This is a genomic window from Herbivorax alkaliphila (assembly GCF_030848475.1).
Classification (GTDB): domain Bacteria; phylum Bacillota; class Clostridia; order Acetivibrionales; family Acetivibrionaceae; genus Herbivorax.
Map to the genome: position 1 here is coordinate 73,585 of NZ_JAVDDS010000003.1, position 17,820 is coordinate 91,404.

General features: G+C 31.5%; 14 protein-coding genes, 1 pseudogene and 1 other annotated feature (1 of these 16 only partly in view). Of the genes and pseudogenes, 4 read left to right on the forward strand and 11 right to left on the reverse strand.

The features are described from left to right. Window positions 1-67: a binding site (T-box leader), on the reverse strand (it extends 172 nt beyond the left edge of the window). Between the two features lie 148 nt (window positions 68-215). Further along, window positions 216-680: a nucleoside deaminase gene (locus RBH29_RS01725; RefSeq protein WP_306694695.1), complete on the reverse strand. Its 465-nt coding sequence runs from the start codon at window positions 678-680 to the stop codon at window positions 216-218. A gap of 464 nt (window positions 681-1,144) precedes the next feature. Between RBH29_RS01725 and RBH29_RS01730 the strand changes: the two genes are divergently transcribed. Beyond that, entirely contained in the window at window positions 1,145-2,677 is a 1,533-nt protein-coding gene (locus RBH29_RS01730; protein WP_306694696.1) for a serpin family protein, read from the forward strand. Window positions 2,678-2,870: 193 nt separating this feature from the next. On the opposite strand, the gene RBH29_RS01735 is transcribed toward RBH29_RS01730, so the two are convergent. The 8 genes from RBH29_RS01735 to RBH29_RS01770 all read right to left on the reverse strand — a co-directional run bounded on the left by RBH29_RS01735 (window position 2,871) and on the right by RBH29_RS01770 (window position 10,185). Continuing rightward, window positions 2,871-4,262: a TraB/GumN family protein gene (locus tag RBH29_RS01735; protein ID WP_306694698.1), complete on the reverse strand. Its 1,392-nt coding sequence runs from the start codon at window positions 4,260-4,262 to the stop codon at window positions 2,871-2,873. Window positions 4,263-4,511: 249 nt separating this feature from the next. Continuing rightward, window positions 4,512-6,047: an HlyD family efflux transporter periplasmic adaptor subunit gene (locus RBH29_RS01740; protein ID WP_306694699.1), complete on the reverse strand. Its 1,536-nt coding sequence runs from the start codon at window positions 6,045-6,047 to the stop codon at window positions 4,512-4,514. Next, on the reverse strand, window positions 6,044-8,293 hold the full coding sequence (locus RBH29_RS01745) for a peptidase domain-containing ABC transporter (protein WP_306694700.1): 2,250 nt from the start codon (window positions 8,291-8,293) through the stop codon (window positions 6,044-6,046). Before RBH29_RS01745 ends, RBH29_RS01740 begins: the two co-directional genes overlap by 4 nt. A 111-nt stretch (window positions 8,294-8,404) precedes the next feature. Continuing rightward, window positions 8,405-8,596, reverse strand: a complete 192-nt coding sequence (locus RBH29_RS01750; RefSeq protein WP_306694701.1) for a hypothetical protein — start codon at window positions 8,594-8,596, stop codon at window positions 8,405-8,407. A gap of 35 nt (window positions 8,597-8,631) precedes the next feature. Then, window positions 8,632-8,805 (reverse strand): hypothetical protein, encoded by a 174-nt coding sequence (locus tag RBH29_RS01755; RefSeq protein WP_306694703.1) that lies wholly within the window; start codon window positions 8,803-8,805, stop codon window positions 8,632-8,634. A gap of 147 nt (window positions 8,806-8,952) precedes the next feature. Beyond that, window positions 8,953-9,207: a hypothetical protein gene (locus tag RBH29_RS01760; protein WP_306694705.1), complete on the reverse strand. Its 255-nt coding sequence runs from the start codon at window positions 9,205-9,207 to the stop codon at window positions 8,953-8,955. 33 nt (window positions 9,208-9,240) lie between these two features. Further along, window positions 9,241-9,507, reverse strand: a complete 267-nt coding sequence (locus RBH29_RS01765) for a hypothetical protein (RefSeq protein ID WP_306694706.1) — start codon at window positions 9,505-9,507, stop codon at window positions 9,241-9,243. 210 nt (window positions 9,508-9,717) lie between these two features. After that, window positions 9,718-10,185, reverse strand: coding sequence for a GyrI-like domain-containing protein (locus tag RBH29_RS01770; RefSeq protein WP_306694707.1), 468 nt, complete (start codon window positions 10,183-10,185; stop codon window positions 9,718-9,720). A gap of 628 nt (window positions 10,186-10,813) precedes the next feature. Here RBH29_RS01770 and RBH29_RS01775 point away from each other — a divergent pair. The 3 genes from RBH29_RS01775 to RBH29_RS01785 all read left to right on the forward strand — a co-directional run bounded on the left by RBH29_RS01775 (window position 10,814) and on the right by RBH29_RS01785 (window position 13,383). Beyond that, the gene (locus tag RBH29_RS01775) at window positions 10,814-11,197 is read left to right on the forward strand and encodes a hypothetical protein (protein WP_306694709.1); all 384 of its coding nucleotides are present in this window, start codon (window positions 10,814-10,816) and stop codon (window positions 11,195-11,197) included. Window positions 11,198-11,420: 223 nt separating this feature from the next. Beyond that, on the forward strand, window positions 11,421-11,978 hold the full coding sequence (locus tag RBH29_RS01780) for an RNA polymerase sigma factor (protein WP_306694710.1): 558 nt from the start codon (window positions 11,421-11,423) through the stop codon (window positions 11,976-11,978). Window position 11,979: 1 nt separating this feature from the next. Beyond that, window positions 11,980-13,383: a hypothetical protein gene (locus tag RBH29_RS01785; RefSeq protein ID WP_306694712.1), complete on the forward strand. Its 1,404-nt coding sequence runs from the start codon at window positions 11,980-11,982 to the stop codon at window positions 13,381-13,383. Window positions 13,384-13,445: 62 nt separating this feature from the next. Here RBH29_RS01785 and RBH29_RS01790 read toward each other — a convergent pair. Beyond that, window positions 13,446-14,453 (reverse strand): annotated as a pseudogene (locus tag RBH29_RS01790) (class I SAM-dependent DNA methyltransferase); the annotation flags it as partial. After that, window positions 14,450-17,710, reverse strand: coding sequence for a type I restriction-modification system endonuclease (gene hsdR / locus RBH29_RS01795; protein ID WP_306694714.1), 3,261 nt, complete (start codon window positions 17,708-17,710; stop codon window positions 14,450-14,452). The gene hsdR and the pseudogene RBH29_RS01790, both read right to left, overlap by 4 nt. Window positions 17,711-17,820: the final 110 nt, after the last annotated feature.

Below are 17,820 nucleotides of genomic sequence, written 5' to 3' on the forward strand. Positions count from 1 at the left end.
CTGATTTTCACCACCCACCAGCTCTCTACTGTAATAATGTGTATCTTTTTTCCTTCACAGCCTTTGCACTTTCCTGTATATAGTTAATAAACATTTTACCAGTGCTTTAGTTTAATGTCAATAATTTTTTAAAGCTTTTTTATGCTAAGCATACCAGCCATCTATAAACCTAACTAGACGTAGTCTGAGTAGCTTTCGACTTTACGTCCTTCATTTTAATATTTAACCTTGTCACTTTTACCTTCCCACAATTTAAAAGCTTTCATACCTAACTCTCTTCCTATTTGCTTAAGGTTTACCTGCTTTTCTTTTGCAACACCTTTTATTACATCATATATGTAATTATCGTCAAAACCAATACTAGCTGCATCTTCTCTGGTACACCCATAATATACTTTTTGTATTTTGGCCCAGTGCATAGCTGCAAAGCACATTGGACAAGGTTCACAGGAAGTATATAGTTCACAATCTGAAAGATCGAATCTCCCTAGCTTCTTTGAAGCTTCCCTTATTGCTATCATCTCCGCATGGTCTGTAGGATCATTATTTTTAATTACTTCATTGTGTGCCCTAGAAATAATTTCCCCATCCTTTACTATAACTGCTCCAAAAGGGCCTCCATGATTTTCATTTACTCCCGCCACGGCTTCATCTACAGCTTCTTTCATAAATTTATCCATTAAGTTTATACCTTTCTAATTAGTAATTCCCAAGAAATTTCATCCCATTCTCATCACTCAAAATCCGTTAAATCATAGGAATTTTGTCATTGAAAATAGGTCATTATTTCTAAAGCATTGCTTAGTAGTCTCTTAATTTGTATTATACCACAATTTATATAAAGTGAACCATAAAAACAATCGAAACCTCACCATATTTACTTAGGATGTACTTCAAAGAGCAACTCTACCCTATAGAGGATGGAGTGTTAGAATAAGATGAAACTATTAAAGAAGCATTGTTGTTTTCTGAATTATTTGATAAAATAATACTATATACAGTTATGTTTTACATGTATTTCAGTTGTGAAAATATATTTGTAGTTTATTTTACAACCTGTTTTCGTTATTGTTATCTATATAGCAATTTATGTTATCCGTATTTTGAAGTTAATATATTTTTTTATTTTAAAGGAGGCGTTTTTATGTTTAAAAAAATGATTGTTTGTGGTCTTGTTTTTGTTATGTTTAACTCAACTTTACTGGCACCATTTGCTTTTGGCACTGAAAGAGATTTAATCATCGAAAGGGATTGGATTACTGAAAGAGATTGGCTTATTGAAAATGATGAAGTTGCTCATATTGTTTATTCCCCTCTCTATGGCGATTTAACTGGAGACGGCATTATAAATTCTACAGACTATGCAATGTTAAAGAGACATATTCTATCTGTACGCCAGCTGTCAGAGGAAGAAAAAGTCTTAGCAGATTTAAATGGAGATGGTGTTATAGACAGTTCCGATTGTGTTCTTTTGCAGCGTTATATTCTTGGTACGATAGATGTATTTCCTGTAGAAGAAAATAACAACGTTATTAATGAAAACATAAGTGATGGCTTTATTGATGGCAACAGTAATTTTGCATTTGATATTTTCAATCAGCTTAACCTAGAAGATGGAGATAAAAATGTATTTATCTCTCCATTTAATATTTCTGTTGCACTATCTATGGTTTACCAAGGAGCAGATTCAGAAACCAAAGATGAGATAGCTGAAGTTTTAGGTTTTGACAACCTTGAAATTGAAGATGTTAATGCCAGCTACAAATATTTATTAGATTATTTTGACCAACTTGATAACAAAATTAAGATTAATAATGCCAATTCAATTTGGCTCAACTCTCTACAAGGCGATGTAATTAAAGATGATTTCCAATCTGTTAATGAGGATGTTTTTGATGCTTTAGTTTCTTCAAGGAATTTTAATGATCAAAGTGTTTTAAATGAACTAAATAACTGGATTTCTAGTGCTACAGAAGGCATGATAGAAAATATGCTTAGTTCCATCAACCCTGAAGTTCTAACCTATATTATATCAGCAATATATTTTAATGGAACTTGGACGGAAGAATTTGATGCTGATAACTCTTATGAGAAAGCATTCTATATGGAAGACGGAAGTAGTAAAGATATTATGATGATGTATAAGAGAAGCGAAATAGAATATGGCGAAGGTGATGAATACAAGGCTGTCAGATTGCCTTATGGAAACGGCGAAGTTTCTATGTATTGTATTCTTCCTGACGAAGGTACATCAATAAATGATTTTATTGAAGATATGGATGTTAATATGTGGAATCAAATCAAAAACAGTATTTCTAAAAGAGAATCTGTAAAACTTCTATTGCCTCGTTTTGAAATTGAATATGGTGCTAAAAGTATTGTAGATAGCTTAACGGCTTTAGGAATGACAAATGCATTTGATGCAGGTTTGGCAGACTTTTCTAATATATTTGAAATTGCTTCATATATAAGCGATATTCAGCACATGGCAGTTATCGAAGTAAATGAAGAGGGAACAGAAGCAGCAGCCGCAACGGTAGTAATAATAACACCTACAGCAGCAGGTCCTACAATTGAAAGACCAGAATTTATTGCAGACAGACCGTTCATGTTTGTAATTGCAGACGATGTAAATGACACCATTCTCTTTATGGGTAAGTTGTGCGATATTGATTAATATATTGCTATAAAAAATAAGGTGGGGCTAAAGCTCCACCTTATTTTTTTAATGGCTAAGAAAGTTCTTTGCTTTCTGGCATCAAAAAAGTCTACCGAAAGGCTGTACTTTAAAAGATTACCCTAGCTTTAAATCGGCGAAGCCGACTTTTTTATGTTTTCTTGTCAGATTTATTAACTTTAGCTAAATGAGTTCACTTAACTTGTGTTATTTCATATATGCCTTCTGCTTCTAATTGTGTAATAATACCTGTATCACCTATCATATGTCCTGCTCCAACTACCACAAAGTATGTGTTTTGTGAATCAACAAGATATTCTTTTATTTTTTCAGTCATATTGTTATCTCTTTCTTCCCACATTTTTTCATTGAATTCCTGTAAATCTTCATCATCTTCATTATCCCTTACTAATTTAGCCAAATCTTCTACATTACCTGATTTCCAATACGCCATTATATCATCTAATAATTTCATTCCTTCTTCCTGCTCTTCTTCAGAGCCTAGTGTTCCTTTAAAAAATTCTAATTGAAGCTCTTCTGAAAACGAATCAAACATATCTACCTGAAATTCCATTCCTTCTATTTCAATAATTTCTTTTGCTTCCATTGCTTTTGATGTGAAAAACAAGTCAATTCCCATATCTGCACTGTAATTATTTTCTTCAATACTCAAGCTTGTAATAAGCAACGCTGCATACCATGGCTTTAATTTATTATAAAATTCTTCCTGCAATCCAAAAGGTTGTATTACTTCTACAAATCTTTCATAAACTTCTTCTGGTACATTTTGATCTAATGTGTTTTCATCTTGGTACATTCCTTTTAGCATCATATATGTTGCTGCTTCTTCCACTTTTCCTAAATCTGCCTCAACAGCCAAAATGTCAGATGCTTCAAATGCATTTAAAATATCTTTAGAAAGTGGGTACATAGAACTATCAGCATAATGCACAGAACCTAAAAGATATACTGTATTATCATTATAACTTACTTCCCAAAATGCTCCTTTAGAATCTAACCCTGCTTCGTATACAACAAACTCATAGGCATTTTTAGCATAAACCATTAATTCTTGCCTTGTACAAACAGTTGCTAAGTCAAGTATTTTATTATTTCTTCCATTTAGTATGCCTCTTGATACTGAGTATTTTATAATACTCAGTGAATCTTCTGATAAATTGTTCACATCCTCAAATGTAAGCTTTACATCAACTTCGAAATCAAAATCAGGCTGTGCTTTCTTTATTACGCTGTATACTGCTTCTACCATTTCAAGCCTTGTTGCATTTCTTTGTGGTTCTGATAATTCAACTAAATTACTTGGTGAGATTTCTTCCCCTGTTATTCTTTTGTATAAGTTTGCACTAACTGTTGCAAGTTCTTCACAAGTTACTTTTGAAGTATAGTTTGTATACATTTCTTCTTGTGCAAGCTCATATATAGCCGACCACTGAACACCTTCTAAAGCCCATATACTAGGCTGTTCTGCCTCTAGAGACTGCTGTGCAAATATCCCTGTTATCTGTAAGGAAATAACCATAACCACTGCTAATAATAGTGCTGTTACTCTTTTTGTTTTTTTCATTTAATACCACATCTCCTTGTTATTTGTTTTAAATATATACTATATTTTAGTATCCAATATATTGTAAAATTTTCACCAACCATGTGTAGCACTAACATTTCAAATAAATATATTTATTTGTATCTTTAAGGTGCTATTACACTACCTCCTAAAACCAATACAAACATTGTCGTGTTTGTATTGGTTTTATGTGCTAATGGATTAGTTATTGCTTTTATATAATTTTTATAAATCACTTGATGTTTTTACCTAATCCCTTAAATTTATCTTTTCAAGTAGCCATCTCAAAATACTTCTTGATTTTGTTACAACCTGAGCTTCACATGCCATTCCAACTTTTACTTCTCGTATATCTCCTTTATAGCTTTCCATCTTTGTTTCTTCCAATGTTGCTTCAACGACGTAATAACTAATTCCAGTTTCGCTATCCACTCTTGAATCATTACTTATTCTCTGTACCGTTCCTTCTGCTTCTCCATATTCCCTAAATGGTAGTGCATGAAAATGATACTTTATTTTCTGTCCTAATTCTACTTCTGCAATATTCTCATTTGGAACCATTAATTGCACTCTATATTCTGTTGAAACATCAGGTACGATAGTTGCTATTTCCACGCCCCCTTGCAAAAAGTCCCCTCTGCTTATTTCTGAATAAACATTAACCACACCACTTATAGGAGCTTTTACACTTGAATCATCTATGTTTATTTCAACATTTCTAAGAGATAAATTTGCATTATCAAGATTACTTTTGTTTAAAGAAAGTTCATCTTCTATTTGCACCAACATATCAATTTTCATTTTCTCAAGCATAAGGTCTTTATCCATTAATTTACCATCATACATCTGGGTAACTGAACTTGACTTTTCTATTGTAGCTGTTATTTCTTCAATGTTTTGGTTGGTCTGTCTAAGAGTAGATTTTATATTTAATATGTACTCACTTTTATATCTGTTCAAATCTACTGCTGCAAGTTCCATCTGATTTTTTGCATCTTCTAAGTCTATTTGTGATATTCCTCCTGCTTCATACAACTTTTCTAATCTTTCATAATTATCTGATTTTTGATCTTTTAATATTTCAAGCTGTCTTATGTTTATTTCATACTCTGCGTACTGGTTGTAGAACTCTATATCATTTTGATCAAAAAGATTTTTGTTTTCTTCTATAGATTTTTCTAAACGCTTATATTTTTCCAATCTCTCTTTTTCTTGCTCTAATCTTCTTTGACTAAATTTTAAATTTACATTAGATTCATTTTTAAACTGTGTCATATCAACTCTTTGGTTTTCATACTGTTCAATACTTACAAGCCTGTCTGTTTCATATTTTCGGTATCTGTTATAAAAATCTATTTCATCTATATTTTCATTATCAAATAAATTATTATTTTCAAGTATACTGTTTTTAAGCTTTATCAAATTGTTATTTTCTGTTTCAAGTCTGTTTACTTTTCTTTCTAACTGTTCTTTTTCTGAAATAAGCCCATCAATTTCTATTCTATATAGTACATCTCCTTCTTTTACTTTCATTCCTTGTTCAAAATATACTTCATCAACTCTTCCAGTAACCATATTTCTTATTGTGCTTATCTTTTCTCCTGGTCTTACTGTCCCTGCCGCCTTTACATAATCTTCTATCTGTCCGAAATATGCCCATATTAAAGCAGCTACAAGAATACCAATTAATATATATGCAAACCATGCTAGAAAAAAGTGTGGTTTTGATTCTAACATTTCTCGGCTGTCTGTAATATCTTTTAAATCCTGTATATATGTCTTCATTTTGATTCACCGTCCTTTACAACTGCTGACTGGTCAAATCCACCCACAAAAGGAACAAAAGGTGTTTGTCCCGTTGTCTCAGGCAATTGTTCTTTCCAAAGATCATAGTAAAATCCTTTTTTATCTATAAGTTCTTTATGTGAGCCACTTTCAACAAATTCTCCTTTATCCATCACAAATATTTTGTCACATCTCATAATTGTAGATAGCCTATGTGCAATTATAAAGGTGGTAATTCCTTTTGTATGCTCATTTATAGTTCTTTCAATAGCTTTTTCTGTGATTGAGTCAAGGTTACTTGTGGCTTCATCCATAATAAGAATGTCAGGTTTTTTAAGTAATGCCCTTGTAATTGCAAGCCTTTGTTTTTGACCACCTGAAAGGTTTGCACCGTTTTCTTCTAACATAGTTTCATAGCGAAGGGGCAGTGAATTTATAAAGTCATGTGCTCTTGCCATTTTCGCAGCTTCAATTACAGCTTCCATATCAGGATTTTCTATACCAAGACTTAAGTTTTCATAGATTGTTCCACTAAACAAAAATACATCCTGTGATATGTAGGCAATTCTATCTCTTAGGTGATGCATATTAATATCATTGATATTACATTCATTAATGAGTATTTCTCCTTTTTTAACCTTATAAAGATTTAAAAGTAGTTTTATTAAAGTTGTTTTTCCCGAGCCACTTTCTCCAACAAATGCTATTTTCTCACCATTTCCTATTTTAAAATTTATATTTTTTAATACAAGCTCTCGTGTTCCATATCTAAAGTCAATTTTTTTATATTCAACAGTTCCCTTTAATGTAGCAGGAACAATTTTTTTATCTTCATTTTCACTTTTTTCAAGTTCTAAGTCTAAAATCTCTCCAAGCCTATCAGATGCTACTATTGCAGTTTGCATCATAGGCTGTAATTCAATTAGATTTTTTATAGGGTCTAGAAAGTATGCAAGTAATGCATTAAATGCTAAAAGCTGACCTATTGTCATTTCGCCATTTAAAACACTGTGTGCTCCAACCCAAAGTATTACAACACCACCTACTAAGGCTACAAATCCACTTAATGAATCTTTAAGGTTATATATCCATCCACCTTTAAATACACTTTTTAAAAACTTTACAAACTTCTTTTCTGTTTCAATATTTGATTTTCTTTCTGCATTAAAAGACTTTATTGTCTCTATACCATTTAATGATTCAACAAGGTATGATGTAAGCTGTGCATTGTTTTCCATCTGTTTTCTGTTTATATTTTTTATTGGCTTGTTAAATACAAACACTATAATGGCATAGGCTATCACCATTAAAAATGCAATTCCAAACAAAAAGGAATTTTGAGTATATAGAATTATTCCACCAGCTACTGCCATCAATGTATCTATCATAATGGTAAGTGTAGCACCTGATATGGCTTCTCTTACCTTTGATGCATCCATAAACCTTGATATAATTTCTCCAACCTTTCTAGTTCCAAAAAAGTTCATTGGAAGCTCTAAAACATGATTGTAATATCCCAATATCAGAGATATATCAAGCTTTTGGCTTAAATATAGCATTAAATGTGACCTAAAGGCATTTAGCAAAATTTTAAATAGATTTAAAATTATTATGCCTATAGATACAATATGTAATGTTTTTGTCAAATTATTTGGCAGTATGTCATCCATCATAAATTTAAAATAAAATGCCCCTAGTATCCCCAAAACTGTGTATATAAGTGATGTAAAAAATATATTTATGACAAGTCTTTTTTGAGGAAGTAACAATCCAAAAAATCTTGAAAATATACTTTTTGTTTCATCACCTTTTTCAAACTTTGGTGATGGCACAAGTAATATTAAAACACCTGTCCATAGTTTAAAAAACTCTTCTGGTGTGTATTTGACTATACCTTTCCCAGGGTCTGCAACAATAACTTCTTTTTTTGATATTTTGTGAATTACAACATAGTGTAGAAGGCTTCCATCCATAACAACATGTGCAATTGCAGGCAATGGAAACTCAGAAAAAAAAGCCTCCTTATCACCACGGACGGCTTTTGCAGTAAAACCAAGCTGCTCTGCTGCCTTTATGACACCATATGCATTTGTTCCCTGCTTATCAGTCCCAGCCACTTCACGTATTTTTGTAATTGGAATTTTCAAACCATATTGTTTACTTATTGTTGCAAGACATGCTGCCCCACAATCTGTTATGTCATATTGCTTTATACAATGATATTTCTTAAATGGATTTTTTAACATCTCTTCCCCCAAGTATATTTAAATCTTACTTTAATCAAAAATCATACCATAAAAACTTGAATAATAAAATATTAAAAAGTATGTGTTTTTATTCTTTTATCACAGTTTTAGTCAATCTTCTCTTTTGTTTTGTTTTTCTATATTATAGCAAATAATTGTAATAATACATACAATTATTCCTACAATAAACGCCACACCAACTGCTGGCACTTTAAAAACTAAATAATTAACTCCTGTCAGAACAATACATATAATAGACATTAAAATTGAGAACTTATACGCTTTAACTTTTTTTTTCACCATAATGTTTGTCTCCTAAACATTTTTAAATTTTCTTTCTATTTCTCTATATTATAAGCAATGATTACAATAGTCGATGAAATTATTGACATAATAAATGCTACTCCAACTGCTGGCACTTTAAAAGCTACATAATTAATTCCACTCACAATAATACCTAGAATAGATATAAAAATCGCATATTTATACACTCTTTTTTTTTGTTTTGTCACACTATTTGCCTCCTTTAATAAAATTCTATACTTTATTAATTGTTTTTAAAGATCTGTGTGTAAGAAAGAATCTAATTTAGGATAAATAAAATTTATAAAAAATATAGATTCTTTCTTACACGAATATCAATATATCAGCTTATATAATTATATGTTCATTCCTATCTGAGCAACACCACCGCCAACAAATGCTGCTCCAGTTGCTATCATACCTGCTCCTGCAAATTTTGTAGCTGTTGTTGGTTCAGGAATACAAAGCATAGCTACACCACCAACTACTGTGGCTGCACCAGCAACTACAGTAGCTACACCACCGACAACTCCCCAAACACTACCTGCATTTATTTGAGTTAGAGTGTCTTCCTTTAATTCAATAAAGTTATTTGAAATAGATAATTCCATAATTTTGTCTCCTTTCTAATTATTTTTACTAATTTATCTTGTAGCCCAATCCAACATATTCGAGCCTGCTGCTACCATACCAGCTCCTGCTGCAACACCTGCCGCTACTCCTACTACTGGTGTACCTACAACGCTACCACCCATTCCAGCTATTACTCCTACAACTGGAGCGATTCCAATACATACTGCTCCAGCAGTTGCAGCAAGAGCCTTACCTAAACTTCCTCCATCTACTAACATCATATCCTCATTGGTTAACTCCACAAAACTACTGTTATTTAATACCAATGTACCTGTCATACTTATTACCTCCCTTGTTAGTTTTTTATTTTGAACATTCGCCCTGATTACTTTTTAGTCCCGCGGTAAACCTCAAGCAATAGAGAATCATGTCCACTTATTATATCAAACTGCTTTTGCAGTCAGATAGCATAATACATTTCCATTCAACCTTAAATACATACAACTCAAACTGCAATACATGCAATTCAAGCATAAAATCAAACTACCTTACAACACATTCTCACTTACACCTATGTACACATCTATAACAACCTCATCCATACTCATATTTGGTGTAATATCTTTAACTGTAACATTATATCCTGTTGTTATTTGTTGTAAATTATTTTCCTTAATATATCCCAGCATTTCATTGTACACATTTTGAAGATTAGATGGATTTCCTTCATGCCTTGCATATACTGCATTTACCAATTTAAATACAGGCTTTAACCTATATTCAGATGGCAATTCAACTAACTTGTCCATTGGTACAAGTATTTCCATATCTAATGTTCCATCTGAATCTACGTAATAAGTAGTAGTTGTTATATTGCCTGCTTTCTTTATAGCATTAGCTTCAAAAAACTGTCCTATTTTAGCCATTTCCTTCTGCATTTGTTCTTGTGTCATTTTCTTTCTAAGAGAAAGAACGTTTTCCATTTTTAATTCTTTACTCCTTTGAATAACTGCCATATGTAACCAACCTTTCGTTGAAAAAGTTTAATATAACCCAACAATTTACTTGGGTTTTGCTTGCTAAAATCATAATACTATATTAATAATTGATATACAAGTGCCATTAGTCACTTCTTTGCGTGACTTCGGTCACGACTTTTTCAAAGATCTCGTGACTTTAGTCACTTTTTTTGTGACTAAAGTCACGAAAAGGTCACATTTTGTTTATTTTTTAACAAACATAGCTTTAAAAACAAACCTTTTATGAATAAAATCTTATGTTAAATCAATTATGTTTTTATTCATAAACCAACTATCAGGAGGGTGTTGAATGGATAAAAATATAATTTTGTACTTTAAATTAAAATATTTTTCTTGTAACTGTGATGATAGTATTTCAAAAATCAGTTCAGAGACTAAATTTGTATCCTTAGTGTTTGTTGTTTACATATATTTGTTATATTATGTATGGTAAATTTAAAGAATGTATCGGAGGTTTTATATTATAACTCGAGTTTCGCACCTTGAAAAATCAATAAAAAAACCTTGCTAAAATCGATAAAGAAACTCTTAAAAGCCGCATACTCACTGAGTTTTATGGTATAATTAGTTTGAGATACAAATAAACCAAAAACGGAGTGATATTATGCGGCAAAATGTAGACGAAGTAAAAAAAGCACTTGATAAACACGGTTATTCAATTAATAATATTATATGCAATGTTATGAAAAAATTCAACTTCAAAACCCTTTGCTGGAAATCAGAAATTTCTAAAAAAGCTGGATATAGTGCTACAGAAATAATTATATTATTAGTTATGTTCCCACTTATAATTTTAAGTAGTGTACATGCATTTTATAAAAGTGAGTATCAAAAAACAACTGAAATGAAAAAAGATGTGATTTATAGATTGAAAAATAATGATAAACTACCTTGGAGAACGCTACTTTACAAAGTGTCTAAAGAAATTTCAGCAACTGATCAACCCATAGGGGTGCGAAACTCCAAAATATACTGCTATAAAAAATAAGGTGGGGCTAAAGCTCCACCTTATTTTTTTAATGGCTAAGAAAGTTCTTTGCTCTCTGGCATCAAAAAAGTCTACCGAAAGGCTATACTTTAACGGATTACCCTAGCCTTAAATCGGCGAAGCCGACTTTTTTATGTTTTCTTGTCAGATTTATTATATAATTTGCGAATAAACAAATATAATCATATGATTTAACTATAAAACTTGAGAGGAAGATGTTCATTTGGATGAGTTTTTGCTTAATCTTTTACTGACTAATCCAGAAAAAGGACTTAAAAAACTAATAGATACTTACGCTGGGCTAGTTTACACAATTATATATTCTAAGTTAAACTCAAGACTTTTTAAAGAAGACATTGAAGAATGTTCTAGTGCTGTATTCTATGAAGTTTTTAAAAATAGGAATAGCATAGATCTCAACAAGGGCTCTTTAAAAGCATTTATAGCTGTTATTGCAAAAAGAAAAGCAATTGATGTAATAAGACGTAATAAAAATATTGCAGATTCGGTGGTTTCGATGGAACAGCTAAACCATGATTTGTCTACACCCAAGGAAGAATATGCTGAAACAATTGTAATGAATAAGGAAACTAAATCTATTATTATAGACAGTATAAAATCTTTAGGCGAGCCTGACAGTGAAATATTCATAAGAAAGTACTTTTTTGGACAAAGCACAAAAATTGTATCAAAGATTCTAGGTATTAAAGAAAATACAATTGATAAAAAAGTTTCACGGGGACTTATAAAATTACGAAAAATACTTAAGGAGGTGTTGTAAAATGGAAGATAAAATAATGAATGCTCTTGACAATTTTGATATTGAAGATGTTGATAAACTACTTAAAGATAGCAATATAGGTTTTGATATTGATAAAAAAACTAAGGCTAAAATAAACTCAATGGCATATAAGAAAACAGGAATTAATAATAAAAGATTTTTTTATAGAAAACTTTTAGCTTCAGCAGCTATAATATTAATAATTCTAACCTCTTTATTTACAGTTGGATTGGATAATATTGTTGGAGCTTTGGGAAAATACTTTGCCTTTATACCAAACTATGGCATCATCGAAAATAATAATACTATCTTATATGTTATTGACCAGCAAAATTTAAAAACAGAAAATGATAGTTATACCATGCTTATAAACAATGCATTAGCTACAGAGGATACAGTTAGTATTTCTCTAAGAATTGAAAAAAAGGACTTTGATGAAGAAAAACTTATGAAAAAAAAGCAAGAAGAATGGGATAGACTTGTTAAAACTAATCAAATGAAAGAACTTAATCTTTTTTTGATGGCAGGTGATAAAAAATATACTCCTTCTAATTGGTTATCAGGTGGAGGAGGTATTAGTAAAAACATTTATGCTAACTTTGAGCTAAACCCAGAAGATATTAATACAGAGACAGTATATAAAATTAAATACATTGATTCTAACTTATCTTCAAGGTTTAGATTTGAAAACTATAAAAGTTTTGACAGCCTCGAGCAAATAGGTTCTACAGGATACAACAATAATATCTCTATTACAGCTGTAGCAAATAGAAATGAGGATATCTTAGAAGTTGACCTTTATCCTATAAATAAGAGTGAATATGATATTTATTCCTTTAATAAAAAAGATGGAGATGGGTACATGAATATGGATCTTCACTTAATGACCAGTACAGGAAAAAAAGAATATAGAACGCCTGATGGTTACATGAATCTCAATAACAAATTTTACTTTGATGTGTCCTGCGACGAAAAGGATTTTGTCTTAAATATTCCTTATATTATGGTAAAAAACCATGAATCCAAAAGAACATCACTTAAAATACCAAATGAAGGTGAAAAAATAGCTGTAAACAAAGAAATCAAATTTAAAGATTCTATTGTTAAAATAACAGAAGTTGAAAAGGTTACAGTAGAAGGCAATGAACACGGAGCTCTTAAAATTTACTTTGAGTATGAAAATAAGAATGAAAATAAAATAATCCGCAGTTTTCACATAAACAGAGTCAATCTTTTAGGTATTCCACAAGGCGGAGGCTATTCATGGGATACAGATGAAAAAGGTATTATAAAATATGTTTGTTATAATCTTGAAGAGGGCGAAGACAGAGTGCTGAGGATTAATATTGAAAACCCTGTGTATTATTTACTGGGAGAATATAATCTAGAATTGGAAGTAGATTAAATTTGTTTTTGATGCAGAGACTGTAAGTAGAAATGTGTAAATTAACAATCTACTTACAGTCTCCCTGTTGGCAAACGCAAAACAGTGTGTAAATCACATTTATCCATTAAGTCTTTTCGAATTGATGCTCCATCTCCATCTGCAAAAAGTACATTATCTGGCAATACAACTGCTGCACGAGCTTTGCCATTTGATTTTAAACTTCTGTAAATGTGTTGTAAAAAGTTTAACTGTTTGTTAGATGTAGGATAGGTGAAGTCATCACGGGTAGTACGCTCACCACCTTTTTTAGTACCAAAGGGTGGATTTGTAAGTACCACATCAAAATCTTTCATAACCTTTCCATGATTAGAAAGAGTGTCTGCAAGCATAATTTCTCCTTCAATACCATGAAGCATTGCATTCATCAATGCAAGTCTGTGAGTTTCATGTACCAGTTCACACCCTGTAAAAGCTTTTTCCTTCTGAAATTTCTGCTGATCTAATGACAGATTGAATAAATTATCAGTACCATCTTTTACAAAACGATCAGCAGCTATCATAAATCCAAATGTTCCACAAGCAGGGTCATTACAAAGTTCACCTGCTTTAGGTTCTATTAGTTTTGTCATAACATCTATAAGTACACGAGGGGTAAAATATTGCCCTGCCCCTGATTTTTTCTCGTTTGCATTTTTTTCTAATAAGCCCTCATAAAGATTACCAAGACCTTCTTCCTTTGCAGAATACCAGTCAAGTGAATCTATAGAAGTGATAATCTTTTCAATGTTTTTAGGCTCTTCGATACTAGAGAATGCACCTGCATATATTTCTCGAATTATTCCTATAGAGTCTTCACCTAAATGGCGAAGTAGTTCCTTATAAAAGCGTTTTAGTTCAATACCTTTTGGCTCTTTTAGCCTGTCCCAACGGTAATTCTCTGGTATTCCTCCCTCTGTCTCTGTTTCTTTTGCCATTTTTAAAAACAAAATATACGTTAGTTCAGTAACATACTGATGATAAGTAATGCCATCATCTCTAAGTACATTACACAAATTCCAAAGCTTTGATACAATTTCTTTGTTGTTCACGCTGTTTTACCCCCATCATCATATAAATACTCATTTAATTCCGATATAATATTTTCTAATTTATTTTTAAATATTTTATCAATACGTTCAAATCCACCATAATCTCTAAATGCACCACTATTAAAAGTCTCTTTGTTTATTATGGTTTCATGAATCAAGTGACTTTCAATTCGATTTAACCAATCTAGTTCCATTTTACTAAATGAGTGATTACTTTTTAGTTTCTTCACAGCATCTATTATACGATGTTCATGACTGATAAGTAAAGAGCCAATAGCTTCCCTTCTGATAAAACTAATAATATCTGCTGCAATGTCCTCATTTTTAAGTTCGCTCCATGCAGTATTAAGCTGCTTTTCAGTAAAGCCCTGTTGGTCTAGCTCTACTTTCAGGCTTTTAAGACTCTCCCTTGTTAATTCCTTTGGCTTTGTGCATACTATATTTAATGCAGTAATTTTATTAAAATTGTTTGTTATAAATTCTTTAAATTCCTCTAAATAGTCCTCAGGCTTTAGCCCTTTTCCATAACCTCTTGTGTGACTTATAAGTTCATCTTTTTTCTCAGATATAATAATTTTACGTTTTGGAATTATGCTTCCTTCATCTAAAACCTCTAGTACTTCTCTATTTTTAATCAATAATTCCTTTGCATTTTCTAAAGGCAGTGATTTGATTTTTTCAATAAACTGTGTTGGATTATTCTCTCCTAATAAATGTTTAAAGTGTTCCACTGTTTTTTCGTTTAATTCTCGCTTCTTTCTCTGTAGCTTCCCTATAATTAAATCTATTTGATTTTGTGTTTGTGCTTTAGTTGAAAATTTCCCCAATTCTTCTATTAGATTGCCAAATGTCACCTTTGGATTTACCACAACAGGTCTCATTGTATTAACATCTTTTAAAGAGTCGTACACTCCAACAGGATCAAATATTTCAAAATGAGTTTTATCAATTTCAGGGCAAAGTCTTGTAGCCCTTCCTAGCATTTGCTCAAATAAAATACGAGACTTTACACACCTCATAAAAACAATTGAAGTTATCTTAGGCACATCAATTCCTGTTGTAAGCAAGTCAACGGTCACAGCTATATTGGGGTACTTCTCATTTTTAAATCTTTTTATGGCTTCTGATACTTTCTTTTTATTTCCACCTTCAATACTGCCTGTTATCTTCATAATAGCATCATTATCTATACCACAGGGCTTATAAATCCTTTTTAAAATATCCACTATAAGATCTGCATGAGTGTCATTAACTGCATATATTAATGTTTTTCCATCACCTTCTGGATTAATATATTGGGCAATATCTTCTAATACTGTGTTGTTAAAACTTTTTGTAATAACCTGACGATTAAATTTATCCACATCAAACTTAAGTTCATCTTTAATTTCATAACTGTTAGTTATTTCACCGGTATTAGGATCATAAGCTGCTACAATTTCACCTTTTTTAAAGTTGATTCCCTCTTTTCTAAGCTTTGTAAGTGTATCATGTGGAGCATCGTGGTCAACTAAATACCCTTCAATTACAGCTTTTCTATATGAGTAGTTAAATATGGGTCTGCCAAATATTTGTGCTGTATGTAGTGCTGGTGTTGCTGTTAGGGCAATCTTTGTTGCATCAAAATATTCTATTACAGTTCGGTATTTGCTTATATAGTCATTTTGATTTCTATATAGCTGCTCATCTTCTCCCATCTCCTTATCAAGAATATAACCTCTGTGAGCTTCATCTACAATTACAAGGTCATAATCAGTAACAGCAGGCATTGTTTCACCTTCATTATATAAAATTCTCTTTACAAGGCTTTGCACCGTTGAAACATGAATTTTTGTCTCTTTCTCTATTTCCTTGTCTTCAAGGTTTTTTATATCAAAAATTTCATCTAAAGTCATTAACTCTTCAATTTTAACTTCTTTAAAAACATCCTGTGCCTGTTCTCCTAAAGATGTTCTATCAACTAAAAACAATACACGCTTAAACCTTTTTGTGGTTATAAATCTATAAATCATCCCTAAAATTGTTCTTGTTTTGCCTGTTCCTGTTGCCATTGAAATAAGAACATTTTGTTTTCCGTTAACAATTACATTTTCTGCCTCTTCAATAGCCTCTATTTGATAATCACGTAAATTAAGCCCATTCTTATCTCTTAAAAGATCATAGGGCATGTTTTTTAAAGACTTATTAGCCGTTTCAATATCCTTTTCTAATAATTCCATAATTCCATCAGGGCTCATCCAACCCTTTAGAGGCTTTGAAATATTAGACTTTTTCCGTGCATCTAAAAACCAAATGCCTGATTTTATTTCAAGCTGCTTTAAATATTTTCTTCCGTTAGTTGCAAAAAGAAACGGAACTTTATATTCACCCCAAGTACCTACCTGATAATCTTCATGTTCTTTTTTTATTTCTTTTGCATAATCTTTGCACTGATAATCTATAACAGACGGTATATCTGTAAATTTTCGCTTTGCTTCAACAACAGCTACAAGATTCAGTCCAACGAAAAGGGCATAGTCTGCCGAACCTCTTTCAACAACTTTTGAATTTGTCGGCCACTCAGCAATGGCAATATTTCTGCCCTTTTGCGGTCTTGTTCCTTTTGAATAACGTAAATTTATAGTGTCAGTTTCCCATCCCACTTTGCGAAGTTGTTCATCAATTAGATAACGGGTTTCTTTTTCTGACAAATTAATTTGTTCTGCTGCTTTACTTGATTTTTTAGCTCTTTCCCTAACAGATACTTTTTTACTATCACCTATTTTTTCAATCTCTTTTGACAGTTTTTCTATTAGCTCTTCCTTTTCCTTTAAAAGAGTTTCATAATCAACTTTATCTGTATTATTTTTTGGCATGACAAAATTTTCTGGTTTATATCCCCAATCTCCATAGGTCTGCATAAACCATACACCTAAGTTATATGCCATTTCCAAAAGAATTTTGCAATCATAAAAGGAATCATAATTTGCATGAACAGCTTTATTTCGTGCCATTCTAAGAGAATAGAGTATATCATCAATATCTTTTGGCAGTAAATCGTTTTTCTTTAAAATCTTTATGCGATTTGCATGAGTATTGTCATAAGAGGGTGAATCAATATTATCCAGTTTAAGCATTATGTTTACAACTGTCTCCCCAAATAAACCTAATTTTATCAAACAGGAATTTGTATCTTTATACAAATAGTCTTCTGCAGTACTGCCTATTTTTGATAAAATAGGGAAGGCTTTTTCTAAAAACATGAAATTTGATTTCACTTTTTTCGCCTCCTGTTCACTTATATACTTTTAAATTAGCTCACAACTTAATATAAAACCCAACTCTATTTACTCTTATGAATTTACATTACCATATATTTCAGTAACAA

Bases quoted from the DNA above. Each gene is read 5' to 3' on its own strand.
- RBH29_RS01725 (WP_306694695.1), bottom strand. From the start codon at position 680: ATGGATAAATTTATGAAAGAAGCTGTAGATGAAGCCGTGGCGGGAGTA.
- RBH29_RS01730 (WP_306694696.1), top strand. From the start codon at position 1,145: ATGTTTAAAAAAATGATTGTTTGTGGTCTTGTTTTTGTTATGTTTAAC.
- RBH29_RS01735 (WP_306694698.1), bottom strand. From the start codon at position 4,262: ATGAAAAAAACAAAAAGAGTAACAGCACTATTATTAGCAGTGGTTATG.
- RBH29_RS01740 (WP_306694699.1), bottom strand. From the start codon at position 6,047: ATGAAGACATATATACAGGATTTAAAAGATATTACAGACAGCCGAGAA.
- RBH29_RS01745 (WP_306694700.1), bottom strand. From the start codon at position 8,293: ATGTTAAAAAATCCATTTAAGAAATATCATTGTATAAAGCAATATGAC.
- RBH29_RS01750 (WP_306694701.1), bottom strand. From the start codon at position 8,596: ATGGTGAAAAAAAAAGTTAAAGCGTATAAGTTCTCAATTTTAATGTCT.
- RBH29_RS01760 (WP_306694705.1), bottom strand. From the start codon at position 9,207: ATGGAATTATCTATTTCAAATAACTTTATTGAATTAAAGGAAGACACT.
- RBH29_RS01765 (WP_306694706.1), bottom strand. From the start codon at position 9,507: ATGACAGGTACATTGGTATTAAATAACAGTAGTTTTGTGGAGTTAACC.
- RBH29_RS01770 (WP_306694707.1), bottom strand. From the start codon at position 10,185: ATGGCAGTTATTCAAAGGAGTAAAGAATTAAAAATGGAAAACGTTCTT.
- RBH29_RS01775 (WP_306694709.1), top strand. From the start codon at position 10,814: ATGCGGCAAAATGTAGACGAAGTAAAAAAAGCACTTGATAAACACGGT.
- RBH29_RS01785 (WP_306694712.1), top strand. From the start codon at position 11,980: ATGGAAGATAAAATAATGAATGCTCTTGACAATTTTGATATTGAAGAT.